This window comes from Microbacterium sp. SW12, assembly GCF_055391095.1.
The window spans coordinates 1777865-1794780 of record NZ_AP024335.1 but is presented as its reverse complement, the minus strand read 5'-3'; the positions used below and the strand labels follow the sequence as shown (position 1 = coordinate 1794780).

14 protein-coding genes and 1 pseudogene are annotated in these 16916 nt (G+C 67.2%); 11 read left to right on the top strand and 4 right to left on the bottom strand.

Annotated features, from left to right (window positions below):
* Positions 1 to 25: 25 nt before the first annotated feature.
* Positions 26 to 1009 carry a thiamine-phosphate kinase gene (gene thiL, locus MICSW_RS09010; protein ID WP_464495302.1) on the top strand — a complete coding sequence of 328 codons (984 nt, stop codon included), beginning with the start codon at positions 26 to 28 and terminating at the stop codon, positions 1007 to 1009.
* Here the strand turns inward: thiL and rsmD are convergent.
* Positions 979 to 1584 (bottom strand): 16S rRNA (guanine(966)-N(2))-methyltransferase RsmD, encoded by a 606-nt coding sequence (gene rsmD / locus MICSW_RS09005; RefSeq protein ID WP_464495300.1) that lies wholly within the window; start codon positions 1582 to 1584, stop codon positions 979 to 981. The genes thiL and rsmD overlap by 31 nt on opposite strands.
* An 85-nt stretch (positions 1585 to 1669) precedes the next feature.
* Between rsmD and MICSW_RS09000 the strand changes: the two genes are divergently transcribed.
* The 7 genes and pseudogenes from MICSW_RS09000 (at position 1670) to MICSW_RS08970 (ending at position 7459) form a co-directional block, all read left to right on the top strand.
* Positions 1670 to 3856 carry an ATP-dependent DNA helicase RecG gene (locus MICSW_RS09000; protein WP_464495298.1) on the top strand — a complete coding sequence of 729 codons (2187 nt, stop codon included), beginning with the start codon at positions 1670 to 1672 and terminating at the stop codon, positions 3854 to 3856.
* 25 nt (positions 3857 to 3881) lie between these two features.
* A complete protein-coding gene (gene coaD / locus MICSW_RS08995) occupies positions 3882 to 4379 on the top strand; it encodes a pantetheine-phosphate adenylyltransferase (RefSeq protein WP_228178124.1) in 498 nt (165 codons plus the stop codon).
* A 112-nt stretch (positions 4380 to 4491) separates the two neighbouring features.
* The gene (locus MICSW_RS08990; RefSeq protein ID WP_464498303.1) at positions 4492 to 4983 is read left to right on the top strand and encodes a YceD family protein; all 492 of its coding nucleotides are present in this window, start codon (positions 4492 to 4494) and stop codon (positions 4981 to 4983) included.
* Positions 4984 to 5016: 33 nt separating this feature from the next.
* A complete protein-coding gene (gene rpmF, locus MICSW_RS08985; protein ID WP_195691641.1) occupies positions 5017 to 5226 on the top strand; it encodes a 50S ribosomal protein L32 in 210 nt (69 codons plus the stop codon).
* 13 nt (positions 5227 to 5239) lie between these two features.
* Positions 5240 to 5926 (top strand): ribonuclease III, encoded by a 687-nt coding sequence (rnc, locus tag MICSW_RS08980; protein WP_228178125.1) that lies wholly within the window; start codon positions 5240 to 5242, stop codon positions 5924 to 5926.
* A gap of 18 nt (positions 5927 to 5944) precedes the next feature.
* Positions 5945 to 6888 (top strand): annotated as a pseudogene (gene mutM / locus MICSW_RS08975) (bifunctional DNA-formamidopyrimidine glycosylase/DNA-(apurinic or apyrimidinic site) lyase).
* A gap of 10 nt (positions 6889 to 6898) precedes the next feature.
* Positions 6899 to 7459 (top strand): ATP-binding protein, encoded by a 561-nt coding sequence (locus MICSW_RS08970; RefSeq protein ID WP_228178127.1) that lies wholly within the window; start codon positions 6899 to 6901, stop codon positions 7457 to 7459.
* On the opposite strand, the gene MICSW_RS08965 is transcribed toward MICSW_RS08970, so the two are convergent.
* A complete protein-coding gene (locus tag MICSW_RS08965; protein WP_464495292.1) occupies positions 7445 to 9070 on the bottom strand; it encodes a serine hydrolase in 1626 nt (541 codons plus the stop codon). The two genes, MICSW_RS08970 and MICSW_RS08965, sit on opposite strands and share 15 nt — an antisense overlap.
* A gap of 143 nt (positions 9071 to 9213) precedes the next feature.
* Between MICSW_RS08965 and MICSW_RS08960 the strand changes: the two genes are divergently transcribed.
* Both MICSW_RS08960 and MICSW_RS08955 read left to right on the top strand, forming a co-directional pair.
* A complete protein-coding gene (locus MICSW_RS08960; RefSeq protein WP_292726131.1) occupies positions 9214 to 10944 on the top strand; it encodes a sensor histidine kinase in 1731 nt (576 codons plus the stop codon).
* Positions 10935 to 11582 (top strand): response regulator transcription factor, encoded by a 648-nt coding sequence (locus MICSW_RS08955; RefSeq protein ID WP_228178130.1) that lies wholly within the window; start codon positions 10935 to 10937, stop codon positions 11580 to 11582. The genes MICSW_RS08960 and MICSW_RS08955 overlap by 10 nt, the downstream gene beginning before the upstream one ends.
* On the opposite strand, the gene MICSW_RS08950 is transcribed toward MICSW_RS08955, so the two are convergent.
* Positions 11572 to 12684, bottom strand: coding sequence for a GNAT family N-acetyltransferase (locus MICSW_RS08950; RefSeq protein WP_464495287.1), 1113 nt, complete (start codon positions 12682 to 12684; stop codon positions 11572 to 11574). The genes MICSW_RS08955 and MICSW_RS08950 overlap by 11 nt on opposite strands.
* Positions 12685 to 12698: 14 nt before the next feature.
* Positions 12699 to 12941 carry a hypothetical protein gene (locus tag MICSW_RS08945; RefSeq protein WP_228178132.1) on the bottom strand — a complete coding sequence of 81 codons (243 nt, stop codon included), beginning with the start codon at positions 12939 to 12941 and terminating at the stop codon, positions 12699 to 12701.
* 462 nt (positions 12942 to 13403) lie between these two features.
* Between MICSW_RS08945 and smc the strand changes: the two genes are divergently transcribed.
* The gene (gene smc, locus MICSW_RS08940) at positions 13404 to 16910 is read left to right on the top strand and encodes a chromosome segregation protein SMC (protein ID WP_464495283.1); all 3507 of its coding nucleotides are present in this window, start codon (positions 13404 to 13406) and stop codon (positions 16908 to 16910) included.
* Positions 16911 to 16916: the final 6 nt, after the last annotated feature.

Here is a 16916-nt window from a genome sequence, read left to right as displayed (position 1 = left end):
TCTACCGCCGCGGTAGCGTGGGACGATGCAGGATCCCTGGGTTGGTGAGCTCTCCGAGGGCGAGATACTGTCAGCAATCCTGCGGGAGCTGGGGCCTTCGGCGGCCGAGGTGGGGCCGGGTGATGACGCGGCAGTGCTGCCGGCATCCGATGGTCGCGTGGTCGCGACGGTCGACACTCTCGTGCATGGTCCGGACTTCCGCCTCGCCTGGTCGAGTGGGTTCGACCTCGGATGGAAAGCGGCAGCCGTCAACCTCGCCGATATCGCCGCGATGGGTGCGCGCCCGACGTCGCTCCTCGTCGCCCTCGCAATGCCCGATGCCACCCGCCTCTCCTTTGTCGTCGACCTTGCCCGCGGGCTTCGTGCCGGGTGTGAAGCCCTCGCACCCGGTTGCGTCGTGGAGGGCGGCGACCTGACGGTATCGGATGTCCTCACCGTCGCGGTGACCGCGCTGGGCACCCTCGAAGGTCGCCCCGCGGTGCGCCGGTCAGGGGCTCGGCCTGGAGACGTCGTCGCTGCCACGGGGCGTCTCGGGGATGCCGCTCGCGGCTTGCGCCTGCTTTTCGACCGCTTTCGGGATGCCGCCGGCAACCCGGTCCCCGTGGACCGGGCGGATCTGACAGCCGACGAGGCTCGGGAACTCGACGCGCAACTGCGGCCCGCGCCGGGCATCACCGACGGGGTGCGGGCAGCCCTCGCCGGCGCCACGGCAATGATGGATCTGTCGGACGGCCTCGTCCTCGACGCCGGGCGCATGGCCGCGGCATCCGGTGTCACCCTCGATCTGCGTCGCGACGCGCTCGGGCCTCACCCCGACGACGCGCTCTCCGGCGGTGAGGACCACGGCCTGCTCGCGACGTTCCCGGCGACGGATGCTGTGCCCGACGCCTTCCAAATCATCGGGGTGGTCCGCGAGCACGGAGAGACGCCGGTCCTGGTCGACGGGGCACCCTTCGAGGGCAGCGGTGGGTGGGATCCCTATCGTGACTGGGATTCGTCGCGCGGCTGATCGTCGGCGTCAGCGACGCTGGGTGCGCACCGGAGCCACCAGATCGCGGTGTCACCGTACCGGCGGTGACGCGCGAGCGTGAGTCCGGCCGGAAGAGCGGGTTCGGGCGATCGTGCGGCACGCTCGGTCACGACGATCGCATCCGGCGTGAGCGAGGGGACGAGAAGCCGCAGGGTTTGGGCGAGGTCGTCCTCACCGAGGTCGTACGGGGGATCGATGAAGACGAGCTCGTACGGTTCGTGCGGGGCGGCGAGGTACGCGTCCGCTGCGGTTCGATGCACGCGGTACGCGCCGCCGACAGCGTGCCGCACGCGCCCCGCGTTGCGTTCGATGACGCTCGCTGCCCGCGGCGACTTCTCGACGAGGTCGACGGATGCCGCGCCGCGGCTGAGCGCTTCCAGCCCCAGCGCCCCCGACCCGGCGTAGAGGTCGAGTACCCGGGCGCCGGCGATGGCCCCTGACGCGTCGAGCGAGCCGAAGACCGATTCGCGGACCCGGTCGCTGGTCGGTCGCGTGCCGCTTTCCGGAACCTCGAGGCTCAGGGAGCCGGCGGCCCCGGCGATGATCCGTGTCACGCGTCCACTGTACAAACCGGTACAGCGCCGCCGCGGGCGCTCACCCGGTCTTCGCGCGTCGGAGGCTCTGCCTAAACTCAGGTGCATGGTCGCTCTCACGCTGTCGTCGCGACTGGACGGCGCGCTCGGCGGCAAAACGGCCAAGGCACTCGAGCGTGCGTTTGCGATGCGCACGGTGGGTGACCTGCTCGAGCACTACCCACGCCGTTACGCGCGCCGCGGAGAGCTCACACCCATCGCGTCCCTGCCGATCGGCGAACCGGTCACGATCGTCGCCGAAGTCCGCAGGGCGTCCGAGCGACGGATGCAGAATCGCCGGGGTTCTCTGCTCGAGGTGGTGATCAGCGACGGCAACGGGGAACTCACCCTGACGTTCTTCAACCAGGCGTGGCGGATGAGAGAGCTGGTCCCCGGCAGGCGCGGGGTGTTCGCCGGCAAGGTGGGCGAGTACCGCCGTTCGTTGCAGCTCGCGCACCCGGACTATGAGCTGTTCGACGACGAAGACCGAGCGAGGGCGACGGCGGAAGCCACCGCTAACCTTCCCGTACCGATCTACCCGGCCACCGCGTCGCTGGCCAGCTGGCAGATCGCGAAGTTCGTCGGGATGGTCCTCGACGGCCTCGACGATCTGCCGGAGCCGCTGCCCGAGGATCTGCGGCGGGCGCATGGTCTGCTGTCGTATCGCATGGCGTTCGAGCGCATCCATCGCCCGGACTTTCCCGACCAGGTTGAGCCCGCGCGGCAGACCTTGCGCTGGCATGAGGCGCTGGTGCTGCAGACGGCCCTGCTGCAGCAGCGACAGTTCGTGCGCGCGATGTCGGCGACCCCGCGTGAGCCCGGCGCACTCCTCGATCGGTTCGACGCCTCGTTGCCCTTCAATCGAACTCCGGATCAGATCACTGTCGGTGACCAGATCGCCCGGGATCTGGTCGGCGAGTGGCCGATGAATCGGCTCGTTCAGGGTGAGGTCGGGTCGGGCAAGACGCTCGTGGCGCTGCGCGCGATGCTGCAGGTGGCCCAGAGCGGCGGCCAGTCCGCGCTCATCGCTCCGACCGAGGTGCTCGCTTCTCAGCATCTGCGCTCGATCGCTCGGATGCTCGGCCCCGACCTGGCGGTCGAGCTCATGCCGACACTGCTGACCGGTCAGTTGACGGCGGCCGAGCGGCGTCGTGCGGCGCTGCGCGTGGCATCCGGGCAGTCGCGCATCGTCGTGGGCACGCACGCGCTCCTGAGCGACGCGACGACCTTCGCCGACCTCGGGCTGGTCGTCGTTGACGAGCAGCACCGGTTCGGTGTGGACCAGCGTGAGGCGTTGCGGGCAAAGGGGACCACCCCGCACGCTCTCGTGCTCACCGCCACGCCGATTCCTCGAACGGTTGCGATGACCGTCTTCGGTGACCTCGACGTCTCCACGATTCGGTCGATGCCCGCGGGACGAGCCGGTATCGAATCGTTCGTTGCGCCGGTCGCCGACCGCCCCGCGTGGTTCGCGCGCGTGTGGGAGCGCGTGGCCGAGGAGGTGGCCCAGGGGCGCCAGGCCTTCGTCGTGTGCCCGTCGATCGATGCCGCCGCATCCGGCAAGCCGGCAGCAGACGAGGTAGCCGAGGTTCCGGCAGCCGAGTCTGCCACAGCCGCGGCAGAGGAGTCCTCGCGTAAGACGCGCTGGGGCGTGGTGCAGGTCGCCGAACTGCTGTCGCGGCATCCGGCATTCGAGAAGCTCTCGGTTGAGATCCTCCACGGCAAGATGCCCGCAGAGCAGAAGGATGCCGTCATGCAGGCCTTCGCGGCGGGGAGTATCGATGTGCTCGTGGCAACAACTGTCGTCGAGGTGGGCGTGGACGTTCCGAACGCCTCGACGATGGTGATTCTCGAGGCCGACCGATTCGGCGTGTCTCAGCTGCATCAGCTGCGTGGCCGCGTCGGCCGCGGTTCCGTGCCGGGGCTGTGTCTGCTCGTGACCGAGAGCGAGGTAGGCACGTCGGGGCGTGCGCGCGTGGAGGCCGTGGCGGCGACCCTCGATGGATTCGCTCTCGCCGAAGTCGATCTCGAACTGCGCGGCGAGGGTGACGTGCTGGGTGCAGCGCAGTCCGGCGCCAGATCGTCGCTGCGCCTGCTGCGCGTCGTGACGGATGCCGATCTCATCGCCCGCGCTCGGTCAGCAGCTGAAGACATCCTGGCCAGCGATCCGGCGCTGCTGTCTCACCGACCGCTCTCGGATGAGATCGAGCGGCGGGTCGGCCAACAGGAGCGGGCGGCTCTCGCCAAGAACTGATGCTGACCCCCGATAGGCTGGAGGCATGAACAGTCGGATCGCCGTGGTTCCGGGTTCCTTCGATCCGCCGACGCGGGGTCACCTCGACGTCATCCGTCGCGCGGCGAGACTGTACGACCAGTTGCACGTGGTCGTCGTACACAACCCCGGCAAAGAAGCGATGCTTCCGATTGCGCAGCGGCTGTCTCTGCTGGAGCAGTCCATCGCTGAGGCAGACATCGAGGGCAGCGTTGTCGTTGCCTCCTGGAGCGTCGGCCTGCTCGTCGACTACGCGCGCGATGTCAACGCCGGCGTGCTCGTCAAGGGCATCCGTTCGCAGGCGGATGTCGTCTACGAAGTACCCATGGCGGTCGTCAACCGTGACCTCGCGGACGTGGAGACCGTCTTCTTGCTGCCCGATCCCTCGCACGCGATGGTGTCGAGCTCACTGGTGCGGCAGGTGGCAGCCCTCGGCGGCGACGTATCGGCCTATGTCCCGCCCGCGGTAGCTCGATTCCTGCACACCGGCGGCCACGACCTCTGACCCGGCACCGAGACTGCTCTCTCCCACGCGGGTAGCATGGACCCCCGTGAGTAGGCAGCACTCCGGACCGTTCGTCGTCCCCGTCCGCGACATCACGCACCGTCCCGGCGAAATGCGGGAGTTCTCTCTCGAGATACCGGCCCCGCAGAAGTGGGGCGAAGGGTTGGTCTCCGTCGCGGAGGGCGAGCCGCTCGTCCTGGACGTGCGTGTGGAGAGCGTCCACGAGGGGATTCTCGCCACCGGCGAGGTCGACACCGAGTACACCGGGGTGTGTGGACGGTGTCTGGGGGAGGTCGCCGAGAGCGTCCGCGTCGCGTTCCAGGAGCTTTTCGCGTATCCTGGGCAGGAAGAAACTGACTTCGAGGTTCAAGACGACCACGTGGATCTTGAAACTCTGGTCAGGGATGCGATAGTCCTGTCGCTTCCATTTCAGCCGGTGTGTCAGCCGGATTGCCCCGGCCTTGATCCGGTCACGGGTGAGCGACTGACCGAGAGCACCGGTTCGCCCGCGAGCGAACCCATCGATCCCCGGTGGGCGGCGCTCCAGGGCTACAGCACCCAGGACGACACCACAGACCACGGCGACCACGACGCACGCGCGTGAGTGGCTGCCGAGAAGAAAGAGATGAGCTGAACAATGGCTGGTAACCCCCCGAAGCGCAAGGTCTCGCGTTCGAACACCCGCTCGCGCCGTGCGCAGTGGAAGGCCGACGCGCCCACCCTCGTCAAGACCGTTGAGAACGGTAAGACCGTCTACAGCCGCCCGCACCAGGCGAAGGTCGTCACCGACTCGCAGGGCACCGAGCTTTTCCTGGAGTACAAGGGCCGCAAGGTCGCCGACGTCTGAGCGTCGTAGCGACGTGACGACTCGCGAGTCCGCTGAACTCGCGCAGAAGCTCGGGGTCGACATTGACCCCGAGCTTCTCGCGCTGGCACTGACCCACAGGTCCTGGGCGTACGAGAACGGCGGAGTTCCTCACAACGAGCGACTTGAGTTCCTCGGCGACTCCGTACTCGGCCAGGCAGTTACGGTGCGGCTGTTCCGCGCGCATCCCGAGCTCGACGAGGGTGCGCTTGCCAAGCGCCGCGCTGCCGTCGTGTCGACCGTCGCGCTGGCAGAGGTTGCCCGGGGCATCGATCTCGGCGCCTATGTCAAGCTCGGGCGCGGCGAGGAACAGACCGGAGGCCGGGAGAAGGACTCGATCCTGGCCGACACCATGGAAGCAGTGTTCGGGGCCACCTATCTGTCGGCGGGGCCGGATGCGGCATCCGACCTGGTTCTACGGCTCATTGAGCCACTGCTTTCCGACCCCGACCGGTACGGCGCCGCAGTCGACCCGAAGACCGCATTGCAAGAGCTTGCCGCCCGTCGCAGCGTCGCTCCGCCGGCGTACGAGGTCTCATCGACCGGGCCCGATCATGACCGCCGCTTCACCGCTGTCGTGGTCGTCGGCGACCACCGAGCCGAGGGTGTCGGCACCAGTAAGAAGCACGCCGAAATGGCCGCTGCCCTCCGGGCCTGGCGCGACCTCACCTCGCGTAGCTGACATCGGGGCCTGAGCACGATGCCTGAGCTTCCCGAGGTCGAGGTTGTCCGCGCTGGTCTCGCGCCGGCTGTCACGGGTGCCGTGATCGAGGCGGCAACCGTCTCCGATGATCGCGCACTGACGCGGCATCCCCCGGAGCGTCAGACTTCGAGACACGTCTCCTCGGCCGCACCCTGGAGGGTCCGGCGAGACGGGGGAAGTTCCTGTGGATTCCGCTGGCGCCCCGTGATCCCGGCGCACCGCCGACGGAGGCCCTTGTCGCTCACCTCGGTATGAGCGGACAGATGCTGCTGCGCCCTTCCGGGGCGCCTCCGGAGCGGCACGAGCGCGTGCGGCTCGACATTCGGCATCCGAATCACGGCGACCTTGCCGTCGTCTTCGCCGATCAGCGCACGTTCGGCTCGCTCGCGATCGACCCACTTCAGGGCACGCGAGATGGACTCGCTGGCGGATACGGCACTGACGACGCCCTCGTCCCGGCTCAGGTCGCGCACATTGCGCGCGATCCCCTGGATCCAGGATTCGACGTTCGGGCCTTTCGCCGCACTCTGGAGCACAAGGCGTCTGCCATCAAGCGCGTGCTTCTGGACCAAACCGTGGTGTCGGGCATCGGGAACATCTACGCCGACGAGTCGCTGTGGGCGGCGCGGATCTACCCCGATACTTCAGCCTCGCACCTGACCACGCGGGCCGTCCATCGCCTCATCACCGAGGTGCAGGCCGTGCTCGAGAAGGCTCTCGCCGAGGGCGGAACGAGCTTTGACGCCCAGTACGTCAACGTGAACGGGCAGGCCGGATACTTCGCGCACTCCCTGAATGCGTACGGACGCACCGGCCAGCCGTGCGCACGGTGTGGTGCCCCCATCGTGAAGGTATCGTTCACGAACCGCTCCTCCCACTTCTGTCCGCACTGCCAACGTCCGCCCCGCACGAAGGCCTCGGCTTCCGCGGGCCTTCCCTAACGGAGCCTCCATGCGCGTCGTCATCTCGGGAACCCACGGCAGTGGCAAGAGCACGCTGCTCGGCGACTTCGTGGCTTCCCACCCCGAGTGGCACGTTCTGCCCGACCCCTACGAAGACATCGATGCCGCAGCAGACGAACCCGGGGCACTGTTGTTCGCGCATCAACTCGGCATCGCGGCATCTCGACTGCTCGAGCCGGCTCCAGGGCCGGTTCTCGCCGAGCGGGGGCCCCTGGACTTTCTTGCCTACCTCTCGGCGATGCAGTCCCTGGGCAGAGCGATCGTTGACTCCGAGCTGATCGAGCGCGGATATGAGCTGACAGCGGCGGCGATGCACTCGGTGGACCTTCTGGTGATTCTGCCCCTGAACCGACGGGATGCGATATCCATCGGCGAGAGCGAAGACCTCGAGCTTCGCGATGCGATGGATATCGCTCTGCTGGAGTACGCCGATGATTCGGATCTCATCGGGAACGCAACGGTGACGGAGATCGCGGGTGATCGTGATCGACGGCTGCTCTTGCTCGAACGAGCTGTCCGAGAACACCGCGACGCGTCAGTTGCTTCCTGAGCCAGCCAGCGTCCAGGTTCCCAACCCCTGCCGGTTGAAGAACTCCATCGTCAGTGCCGTCACGGCGCCGTCTGTGCGGGAAAAGGTCGCGGACGATCTCGAGCCCGGGGGCGCATTCTCGCCCGTCGGAGTGAAGGCAAACGTGTCGGCATCCCACGGATCAAGCGTCACGACGTACGCGCCATCCGGCCCGAGAGCTGCGCGCAGTTCGCCTGCTTCTTCGCTCACCGCCAGTTCGCCGTAGTACGGGTTCGTGTATGTCCCGACGTAATCGGATGCCGGTGCAGGAGGCGACGCATCCGCAGGTGGCGTTTGTTCGACGAGGTCACCGGTCGGGGCGTAATAGGACCCGATCGCCGCGTTGAAGTCTGTCACCCAGTCCCGGGTGACATAGCCGTATTGCACCAGATCCAGGAACTCCGCGTTGATGGCCTCCGGTACGCCCTGGGGTCCACCGTTGGTCAGGGTCACGATGCCCAGATCAAGACTCGGGACCAGCCGATAGCTCGTTGCCGCGCCCAGGATGAAGGCGCCCGAGTGACTGATCGAGGTTCGGCCACTCAGCTCCGTGCCCGTGTTGAACCCGAAGCCGTACATGCTCGTGCGCGCCGTGTTCGATACCGGATGCCCGCTGATCATTTCGCCCGTGGTGGCAGCTGTCAGCGCTGCCGGATCGATGTACTCGGCCCCGGCGATCTTCCCGTCCGAAAGCACGACATTCATCCAGGCGGCGAGATCGAGCACGGTGGACGAGACCCCTCCCGCGGGGGACTGGGGATCAGGATCTCGCTCGGAGAGCGGGACGAACTCGCCATCAACGAGGACGTGGATCGTTGCGCGGTTCGACTGCGCGAGAAAGTCGGCGTACCGGGCGCTCGAGGACGTCATACCTATCGGCTCGAAGAGCAGCTCGTCGATGGCATCCTCCCACGGCTTGTCGAGAGCGGCGGCTGCCGCTTCGGCACCGACGGTGATCCCGAAGTTCGAGTAGTTGTAGGTCGACCGGAACGCTGACAGCGGCTGCAGGTACAGATGTTCCATGATGTAGTCGCGGTCGTAACCGAGGTCCTCGAGATCGTCGCCGGCTCCGGTGGCAAGTCCCGTCCGGTGCGAGAAGTAGTCGCCGATTGTGGCGTTGTGGGTCACGTACGCATCAGAGAGCGCGAATCCTGGCAGTTCCTCGACCACGGGAGTGTCCCAGGTCACGGCGCCCTCCGTGATGGCCTTGGCGACGGCGGTCGCAGACAGGGACTTCGATACCGAGGCGATTTGGAACACGGTCTGCGCGTCGACCGTGTCATCGGTGCCCGCCGTCTTGACGCCGAAACCATCGCTATAGACGATCTCGCCATCGTGGACCACCGCAACGGCGAGCCCCGGGACCCCGCTTTGCTCAAGCGCTGCGTCGATGAGGCCCGGCAAGGCATCAACGGCCTTCGTCACCGCCGCTGAGACCGACTCAGCCGGGAGGGCGATGGCATCTTCTCCCGGGTTGGGTTGGGTCTGCACCGGGATCGTCGCCGGTGGCGAGGTATCCGTGCAGCCGGTCAGGGCGACGAGAACGCTCGCTGACAGTGCGAGAACGGTGCAGCGTGCCGAAAGTCTGGACATCGGGTGCTCCTTGACGGGGTGCGCGGGGGCTTCATCAAGTCTTTTGCGTTGTCCGCGCCGCCTCCATAGACGTAGGTCCATGGGAACCCGCGGGTTGGGGCGCGATAGTTGTCTGCGTGGTCGATGTGTCAGGCTCGAGGCTCATGAGCTCGAGTCCGCCCGGCATCCGTGCCCAGCCGAATCCGTCCCATGCGCCGGGTGCGTTTCTGGTGGCGCTCGTCGCGAGCCTGGGCATCCTGCTCGCGGGAATGCAACTTGCCGTGATCCTGCCGGGATCGCAGCAGCCCGTCACAGCCGTCCTCATCGTGTACACCGCTGTCTTCGTCGTGTACATCGGGGCGGGAGTTCTGGCCTGGATGCGGCGACCGTCCAACGGAATGGGACCTCTGCTGATTGCGGCCAGTCTCGCGGTGTATGCCGGAAACCTCGGCAACGCTTCGGTTGTAGTTCTCGCGCTGGTCGGTGACGTTTTCGCGACTGTCGTGTTCGCGGCGATCGTGCAGCTGCTGTTGGCTTTTCCCTCCGGACGGCTGCGCGGCACAGTGTCGCGCGTGGTGGTTTCTGCTGCGTACGCGGTTGCGGTGCTCCCTGGAGTCGGTGCTCTCATCGCCCCGGGAGATCCGCAGGCTCAGGACGTCTTCGTGCTGACGCAGCGCCTGGGCGGGCTCGCCGTCATGGTGGTGACAGCTGGGCTTCTCGCGCGTACGGTCCTGGCAGCCGACGCCGTCTTCCGGCGGCTCCTTCTGCCGCTGTACGGGTACGGCATTTTCGCGGTGCTGGCTGTGCCGGCAAGCGCGGCGCTCTTCGACGTCCTCGGCGCCCAGGGCTCTGTGGCGCTCGCGACGATACAGCTCATCATCCTCGCGGGCGTTCCCGTCGCTTTTGTCGCGGTCATCCTGCGTGGCGGTTTTCCGCGCAGCGGCGGGTGGGAAGAGTTGAGTGAGGCCCTCGCGGTGGTCAGGGAGGGCAAAACGCCCCTGCGGGATGCGCTTGCTCGCACGCTCGGAGACGAGACCTTGCGCCTCGTGTTCACGGGCGAGGACGGTGCGTGGATCGACGAGCGCGGCGAGATCATCGATCCGCCGCCGGTCGGCGGTCAGCGCGCGCTCATCCCCGTCATGGTGGAGGGCCGCACCGTTGCATCGATCGAATACGATCCGCGGCTCACGGTCGATGGGGACTACGTCCGCCGAGTCGGTCAGGTCATTGCCGTCGCGATCGATCGCGCACGCTTGTCGGTCGAACTGCTGCGCAGCCGGCGCGAACTGATGGCATCCCGGGCGAGGTTGGTCGACGCCGCCGACCGGGAGCGGCTGCGGATTGCCCAGGACCTTCACGATGGGCTGCAGATGCAGCTGGTGCTCCTCGCGCTCGAAGCGCAGCAGATCGCGAACGCTGCTGAGGAAGGCGAGGCGACCAGTGCCCGCTCGCGAGTGCTCCGCGTGAACATCGATGCTGCCGCGAGTGACTTGCGCCGGCTCGTGCACGATGTTCTGCCGTTGCCCCTGGTCGGTCGCGGACTCGGCAACGCCATCGAGGATCTCGTTGACCGGATGCCGATTCCCACGGCGTTGGAGATGACATCGCTTGAGGAGATTCCCACGGCGGCGGCGACCACGGCGTACTTCGTGGTTGCCGAGGCGCTTACCAATGCCGTGAAGCATGCTCACGCCGACCGCGTCACGGTGACCGTCGCCCGAGTCGATGACGTGCTTCGCGTGTCGGTGACCGATACCGGTGTCGGTGGAGCGCACGTCGAGGGGCGAGGACTGGGCGGTCTCGTCGACCGCGTTGAGGCTGTCGGCGGCTCGCTGACCGTGACCTCGGTGGTGGGGGCGGGTACGAATCTGAGGATGGAGATCCCGTGCGGGTAGTGATCGCTGAAGACGAAGCGTTGTTGCGGCAGGGACTTGCCCTGGTTCTCGAACAGGACGGGTTCGAGGTCGTCAGCGCGGTGGGAACCGCCGCCGAGCTCGAGGACGCCGTTGGTGAACATCAGCCCCAACTGGTGATTACAGACATCCGGATGCCGCCGACGTTCACGGACGAGGGACTCGTGGCCGCGCACCGCATTCGCGCATCGTCGCCCGATGTAGCAATCGTCGTTCTGTCCCAGCACGTACAGCGCCGCTACGCGATCGAACTCGTCGGCACGGGTCAGGGCAAGGTCGGCTACCTGCTCAAGCAGCGCATCGCGGATGTTCGTACCTTCACGCAAGACTTGCGACGCGTCGTTCGCGGGGGGACGGCGCTGGACCCCGACGTGGTCGAGATTCTCCTCTCACGTGCCCAGGTGCTCGGCGGTGGTGTCGAGCGACTGACGCCTCGTCAACGCGAGGTGCTCGGCTACATGGCCGAAGGGCGCAGCAACAGTTGGATTGCGGGCGCCATCGGGTTCTCCGAGAAAGCTGTCGTCCAGCACACGTCGAAGATCTACGACGCCCTCGGTCTCGCGGTCGATGCGGACGACCATCGTCGCGTGCTTGCCGTGCTTCGCTATCTCACCCGCTGACGGCGTCGGTGCTGGCGTCGGATGCGGGCGCGAGCGTCTTCTTCCACGCGCCGATGTAGGCGACCGGGCGGAACCCGATCTCTTCATTCACGGCCAGCATGGGCCGGTTCTCCTCGGCGTTGTAGGTGAGAATCCGCTGCGTGTGTGGCGCCAGTTCGCGCCAGCGAAGCAGCGCAGCGGTCTTGATCAGCATCCCGAGTCGGTGACCGCGGTGCTCGCGAAGCACCAGTGTGTCCTCCTGGTGCGTCACGGGGTGCCCAGGGCTCGACGCCAGCTCGGTGAAGGCAACCAGTCGACCCGACGCGCGATCGCGCGCCGCGACAACGAGCACGTCGCGCCCGCCCTCGATCCAATGGGTGTCGTGTTCGAGTATCCGGGCCGCATCCCAGCTTTCCTCGGCGATCTCCATGCCCGCGCTCGGTGCGTCCACACTCATTCGCGACTTCATCCAGGCGTAGTCGGCCACGAACTCCGGGGGAGTCGGCGGACGCCACGAGACGAGCTCGTACCCGGCTGACGCCACGGACGCCTGCTGATGGAGCTCGCTCACCAGATCGACACTGGTGGCCGAAAGGTCGAGGATGCTCTTGCGTTCGACCTGTTCCAGCGCGTAGCCGTGGCGAAGTGCGAATCGCGCAGCGTGATCGAGCGGAATCCGCCCGAAACCGGTCGGCGGAGCAAGTTGCTCACCGTCTGCGGTCGGGTGTTCGATCCATGACTCGATGATGCGACGCTCGTTCTCGGCGGCAGCCGCCTCGAGGATGCCGAGTGCCGCCGTTCCGACGCCATGACTCCACGCGTGGCGGCGAAGTTCGATCTGCGCGTAGGCAGCCGTGGCGTCCTCGTCGTGAGGGAGATTAAGCCCCGCGCGTCCCACGAACTCACCGCCGGACCACACCCCCCAGATGAGTCGCTGCGCGAACGGAGATGGCCGATAGTGGGGGAGAAGCACGGCGGGATCGAGTTCCTCGTCTCGGTTGCCGCTGATCTCGTCATAGACGATGTTGCGGACCCTCACCATCTCGAGGAAGTCTGCCGCCTCGGGGGCGTGGAGACTGCTCGGGATGGTGAGGGGCCGGATGTCGGGTGTTGCGGTTGTCACGTCGGATCCTTCGATCAGCGGGCGTTCAGATGCCAGGCGGCCAGGCGGACGGCCTGAGCTGCGCGCTCTTCGCGCGCACGCTCCTGGTCGTACCGGAGGCGTGCGACTTCGCGCTGTTCCCGGGAAGCAGCACGACGGAGGTGCTGCGTGAGCACCCAGACGGCTACCCGAAGGCTTGCGCGCTCGGCGAGCGTCAGATGTCGACGGACGTGGGGGTGGGTGGTGAGAGCCTCGACGGGCTCGAGCGTGGTGTACATGAGAGACCTTTTGGTCGGCTGCGGATGCCGGTGTTCTTCCGGCATGCAGCGGGGAGGCATCCGTGCGCTGGCCAGCGGGTCAGTGCAGATGCGGAGAGGTGAACGGACAGGTAGTCCGTGGGGCCGGAACCGACGAGGTCCGGTGGCTCAACCAGCGCGCGTTACGCGGCGGTGGGAGCGGCGAGCAGTCCCAGGAAGGTCAGTCCCATGGGAGCGCGCAGCGGGGTGTGTCCGAACACTGCATTGCGAATCATCATGGCTGTCCTCCTCTCGTGACGTGTCGCGATCTGGAACGTTAGCGGGTCGAAGCAGCGTTCGTCAAGCAAGCTCCCAGAATTCGAGGACCTCCGGGCGTGTCGCCAGTCCTGGGCCTGGCTCCCTCGGTGAAGCGGCCTAGCAGGGTAGCGTAGGTCGACGGTCGGTGGTGGGGGTCGGTACGCCACACGTCGGGAAGGAACGCGCATGCACCTGAAGAGCGTCACGCTCAAGGGGTTCAAGTCGTTCGCCCAGCCGACCACCTTCGCCTTCGAACCGGGGGTGACCGCGATCGTCGGACCCAACGGCTCGGGCAAGTCCAACGTCGTCGATGCGCTGGCCTGGGTCATGGGGGAGCAGGGCGCCAAGACCCTGCGCGGCGGCAAGATGGAAGACGTCATTTTCGCCGGTACCTCGACTCGCGGGCCGCTGGGTCGCGCCGAAGTGCAACTCACGATCGACAACAGCGACGGAGCTCTGCCGATCGAGTACTCCGAGGTCACGATCAGCCGGACGCTGTTTCGCAACGGAGCGAGCGAGTACGCGATCAACGGCGAAGGATGCCGTCTGCTTGACGTACAGGAGCTCCTGAGCGACTCGGGACTCGGGCGCGAGATGCACGTCATCGTCGGGCAGGGTCGGCTCGACACAGTGCTGCAGGCCTCTCCCGAAGACCGACGCGGGTTCATCGAAGAAGCCGCGGGAATCCTCAAGCACCGGCGCCGCAAAGAGAAGACGCTTCGCAAGCTCGAGGCGATGGAAGCGAACCTCACGCGCCTGAGCGATCTGGCCGGTGAGCTGCGCCGACAGCTCAAGCCTCTGGGCCGCCAAGCCGAGATCGCCCGGGAAGCTGCCACGATCGCCGCTGTCGTGCGCGACGCGAAGGCTCGCTTGATAGCCGACGAACTCGTCGGCTTGCGTGCGGAGCTGGCAGATCACATGCGGGCCGAGCATGAGCGCCACGCCGAGCGGCTTGTGTTGCAGGATCGATCCGATCAGCTGCGGGTACGGATCGCGCAGCTCGAGGCTGAGCAGCGGTCCGAGGCTGTCGATGGTGCGCGGCGGGTGCTGTTCTCGCTCGAACGCGTGCAGGAGCGCCTGCGCGGGCTGTACTCGCTCGCCGGCCAGCGGTTGACGCTTCTCGGGGAGTCGTCCGATGACGACGGTGCGGCAGTCCGAACCGTCACGAGCGCAATGATCGATGACGCGCGGGCTGAGATCGACGAGGTTTCTGCAGGTCTCGTGGATGCGGAGGATGCGGCATCCGAGGCTGCCCGTGACGTCATGCGAGCTCGAGCCGAACTCGACGCCCTGGATGTCGACATCGCCGAGCAGAGCGCGCTGGTTTCGCAGCATGAGATGAAGCTCACCGCTCTGCGGGGGTCGGCGGACGCCGCAGCGTCAGCGCTGGCGGCCATCGACGATGCGCTGGCACGGCAGCAACGCGCATTGGATGCCGCGACGGCTCGTCGCGAGTCGGCGGCGGCGGAGCTTGCCGGGGTCGATCCCGAGCTCGTTCCCGAGGGCAGCTCGGCGCAGTACGCAGCCGAGTACGACGAGGCTGGCCGCCGGGCGACGGATGCCGAGACCCGCGTCTCGGAGCTCCGGGACCGCCTTCACGAGACCGAACGCGAGATCGAAGCGCTCACCGCCCAGACCACGGCGCTGACGCGCGCGCTGGGCGTCAAGAACGCCTCAGCTGACCTGATTGCTGAGGAAGCTCCCGGGGTTCGGGGCCTGGTCGGTGACGCCATTCAGATCACGCCCGGGTATGAGGCCGCGATCGCCGCCGTGCTCGGTCCCCGCGCCGAAGGTGTGCTGGTGGACAGCCTCGAGGATGGCTTTGCGCTGGCCGAGCGAGTGCGTGACGCCGATCGCGGGGTGGTCGATTTTGTCATCGGCGAGGTCGCGGAAGCGGTTGAGGATCTTTCTGGATTCGGTTCGCTGCGGCCCGCCTCAGATGTTGTCACCGGTCCCGCCGGTGTGCGGGCGCTTCTGGCGCGTGTCGTCATCGCGGACGACCTCGACGCAGTTCGGAAGAGCGCGCCGCAGGTGGTCGCCGACCCGCGCACGATCACCGTCGTCACCCGGGCGGGTGAGGTGTTCACAGGCTCGTCGCTGCGAGCAGGCGCGGGAGCCTCTCGATCCCGACTTGAGCTCCTGGCCGAACGAGACGCTGCCGCCGACCGTCGCGATGAACTCGTCGTGGTGGCCGACTCCCTGCGGGAGGCGCTCGCCGAGGCGCGCGCCGAGGCCGAGGAGGCCAAACGCCACACGAGCGCGGCGCTGACCCGGCTGCGTGAGCACGACGCAGCGGTGGCTGCGCACGCGGAACAGGTCAACCGCGCCACCGTGCAAGTCGAGGCTGCCAGCGCGGAGTGTGAACGGCTTGAGGCAGGACTCGCGCAGGCGCAGGCTGCCCGGGATGATGCTGCGGCAGCCGCAGCGTCGGCTCAGGCGCAATTGCAGCATGCCCTGGAGGCGCCGCGTCCCATTCTTGACGCATCGGCTCGCGACGGGCTTCTCGAGGCACTCGAGGGTGCGCGGGAGCACGAGATGCGGGCGCGGCTCGAGGTCGAAACGCTCCGTGAGCGGGTTCGCGCCGGACAGGCGCGTGTGCAGCAGCTGGAACGCCAGCGCGAGCGCGAGGCCGCGGCTGCCGCCGAAGCGGCGCGACGCGCTGTCATTCGTCGACGCCAACGTCAGGTTGCCGCCGATGTCGCAGCGACCCTGCCGGCCGTCCTGGATTCGGTCGACCGATCGGTCTCGGCGGCGCGTCTCGAGCTCGCTGAAGCCGAGTCGGCCCGCTCCGCCGTCACGTCAGAGCTGTCGGCAGTTCGGGCCGACGAAGCCGCGGTTCGGGAACGTCTGGCAGGACTCACCGAAAGCGTTCACGGGCTCGAGCTGCAGATGCACGAGAAGCGACTTCACGTGACGAGCATCCTTGACCGGGCGCGATCGGAACTGAGTCTTGAGGAAGACATTCTCGTTTCCGAATATGGGCCCGATCAGCCGATTCCTGCTGACGACGGCGAAGAGCCGGTGGCTTTCGACCGCGCGAGTCAGCGGAAGCGGCTCCAGGATGCCGAACGCAAGCTAGCGCAACTCGGTCGGGTGAATCCGCTCGCGCTCGAGGAATTTGCCGCGCTCGAACAGCGACACACGTTCCTCACGGAGCAGCTCGCCGACCTCACCAGCACGCGAAAGGACCTCGTCACGATCATCGAGGACCTCGATGATCGGATGCAGACGATCTTCCTCGCCGCGTTCGACGACACCCGGACCGCGTTCGACGAGGTCTTTCCGATCCTGTTCCCCGGGGGCTCGGGGAGCCTGAGCCTGACCGATCCGGACAACCCGCTGACTACCGGAATCGAAGTTGCGGTGCGGCCGGTCGGAAAGAAGATCGAGCGGCTCTCGCTGCTGTCTGGCGGCGAGAGATCCCTCGCGGCGGTCGCGCTGCTGACGGCGATTTTCAAGGCCCGTCCGAGCCCGTTCTACATCCTCGACGAGGTGGAGGCGGCGCTCGACGACGCCAACCTCGGGCGACTCCTGGGTGTGTTCGAGCAGCTGCGCGCCAGTAGTCAGCTCATCGTGATCACCCATCAGAAGCGGACGATGGAGATCGCCGACGCACTCTACGGTGTCTCGATGCGACAGGACGGCGTCTCGGCTGTCGTTGGCCAGCGGATCGCCGATCGCGCGGCCAGCTGACCGTAG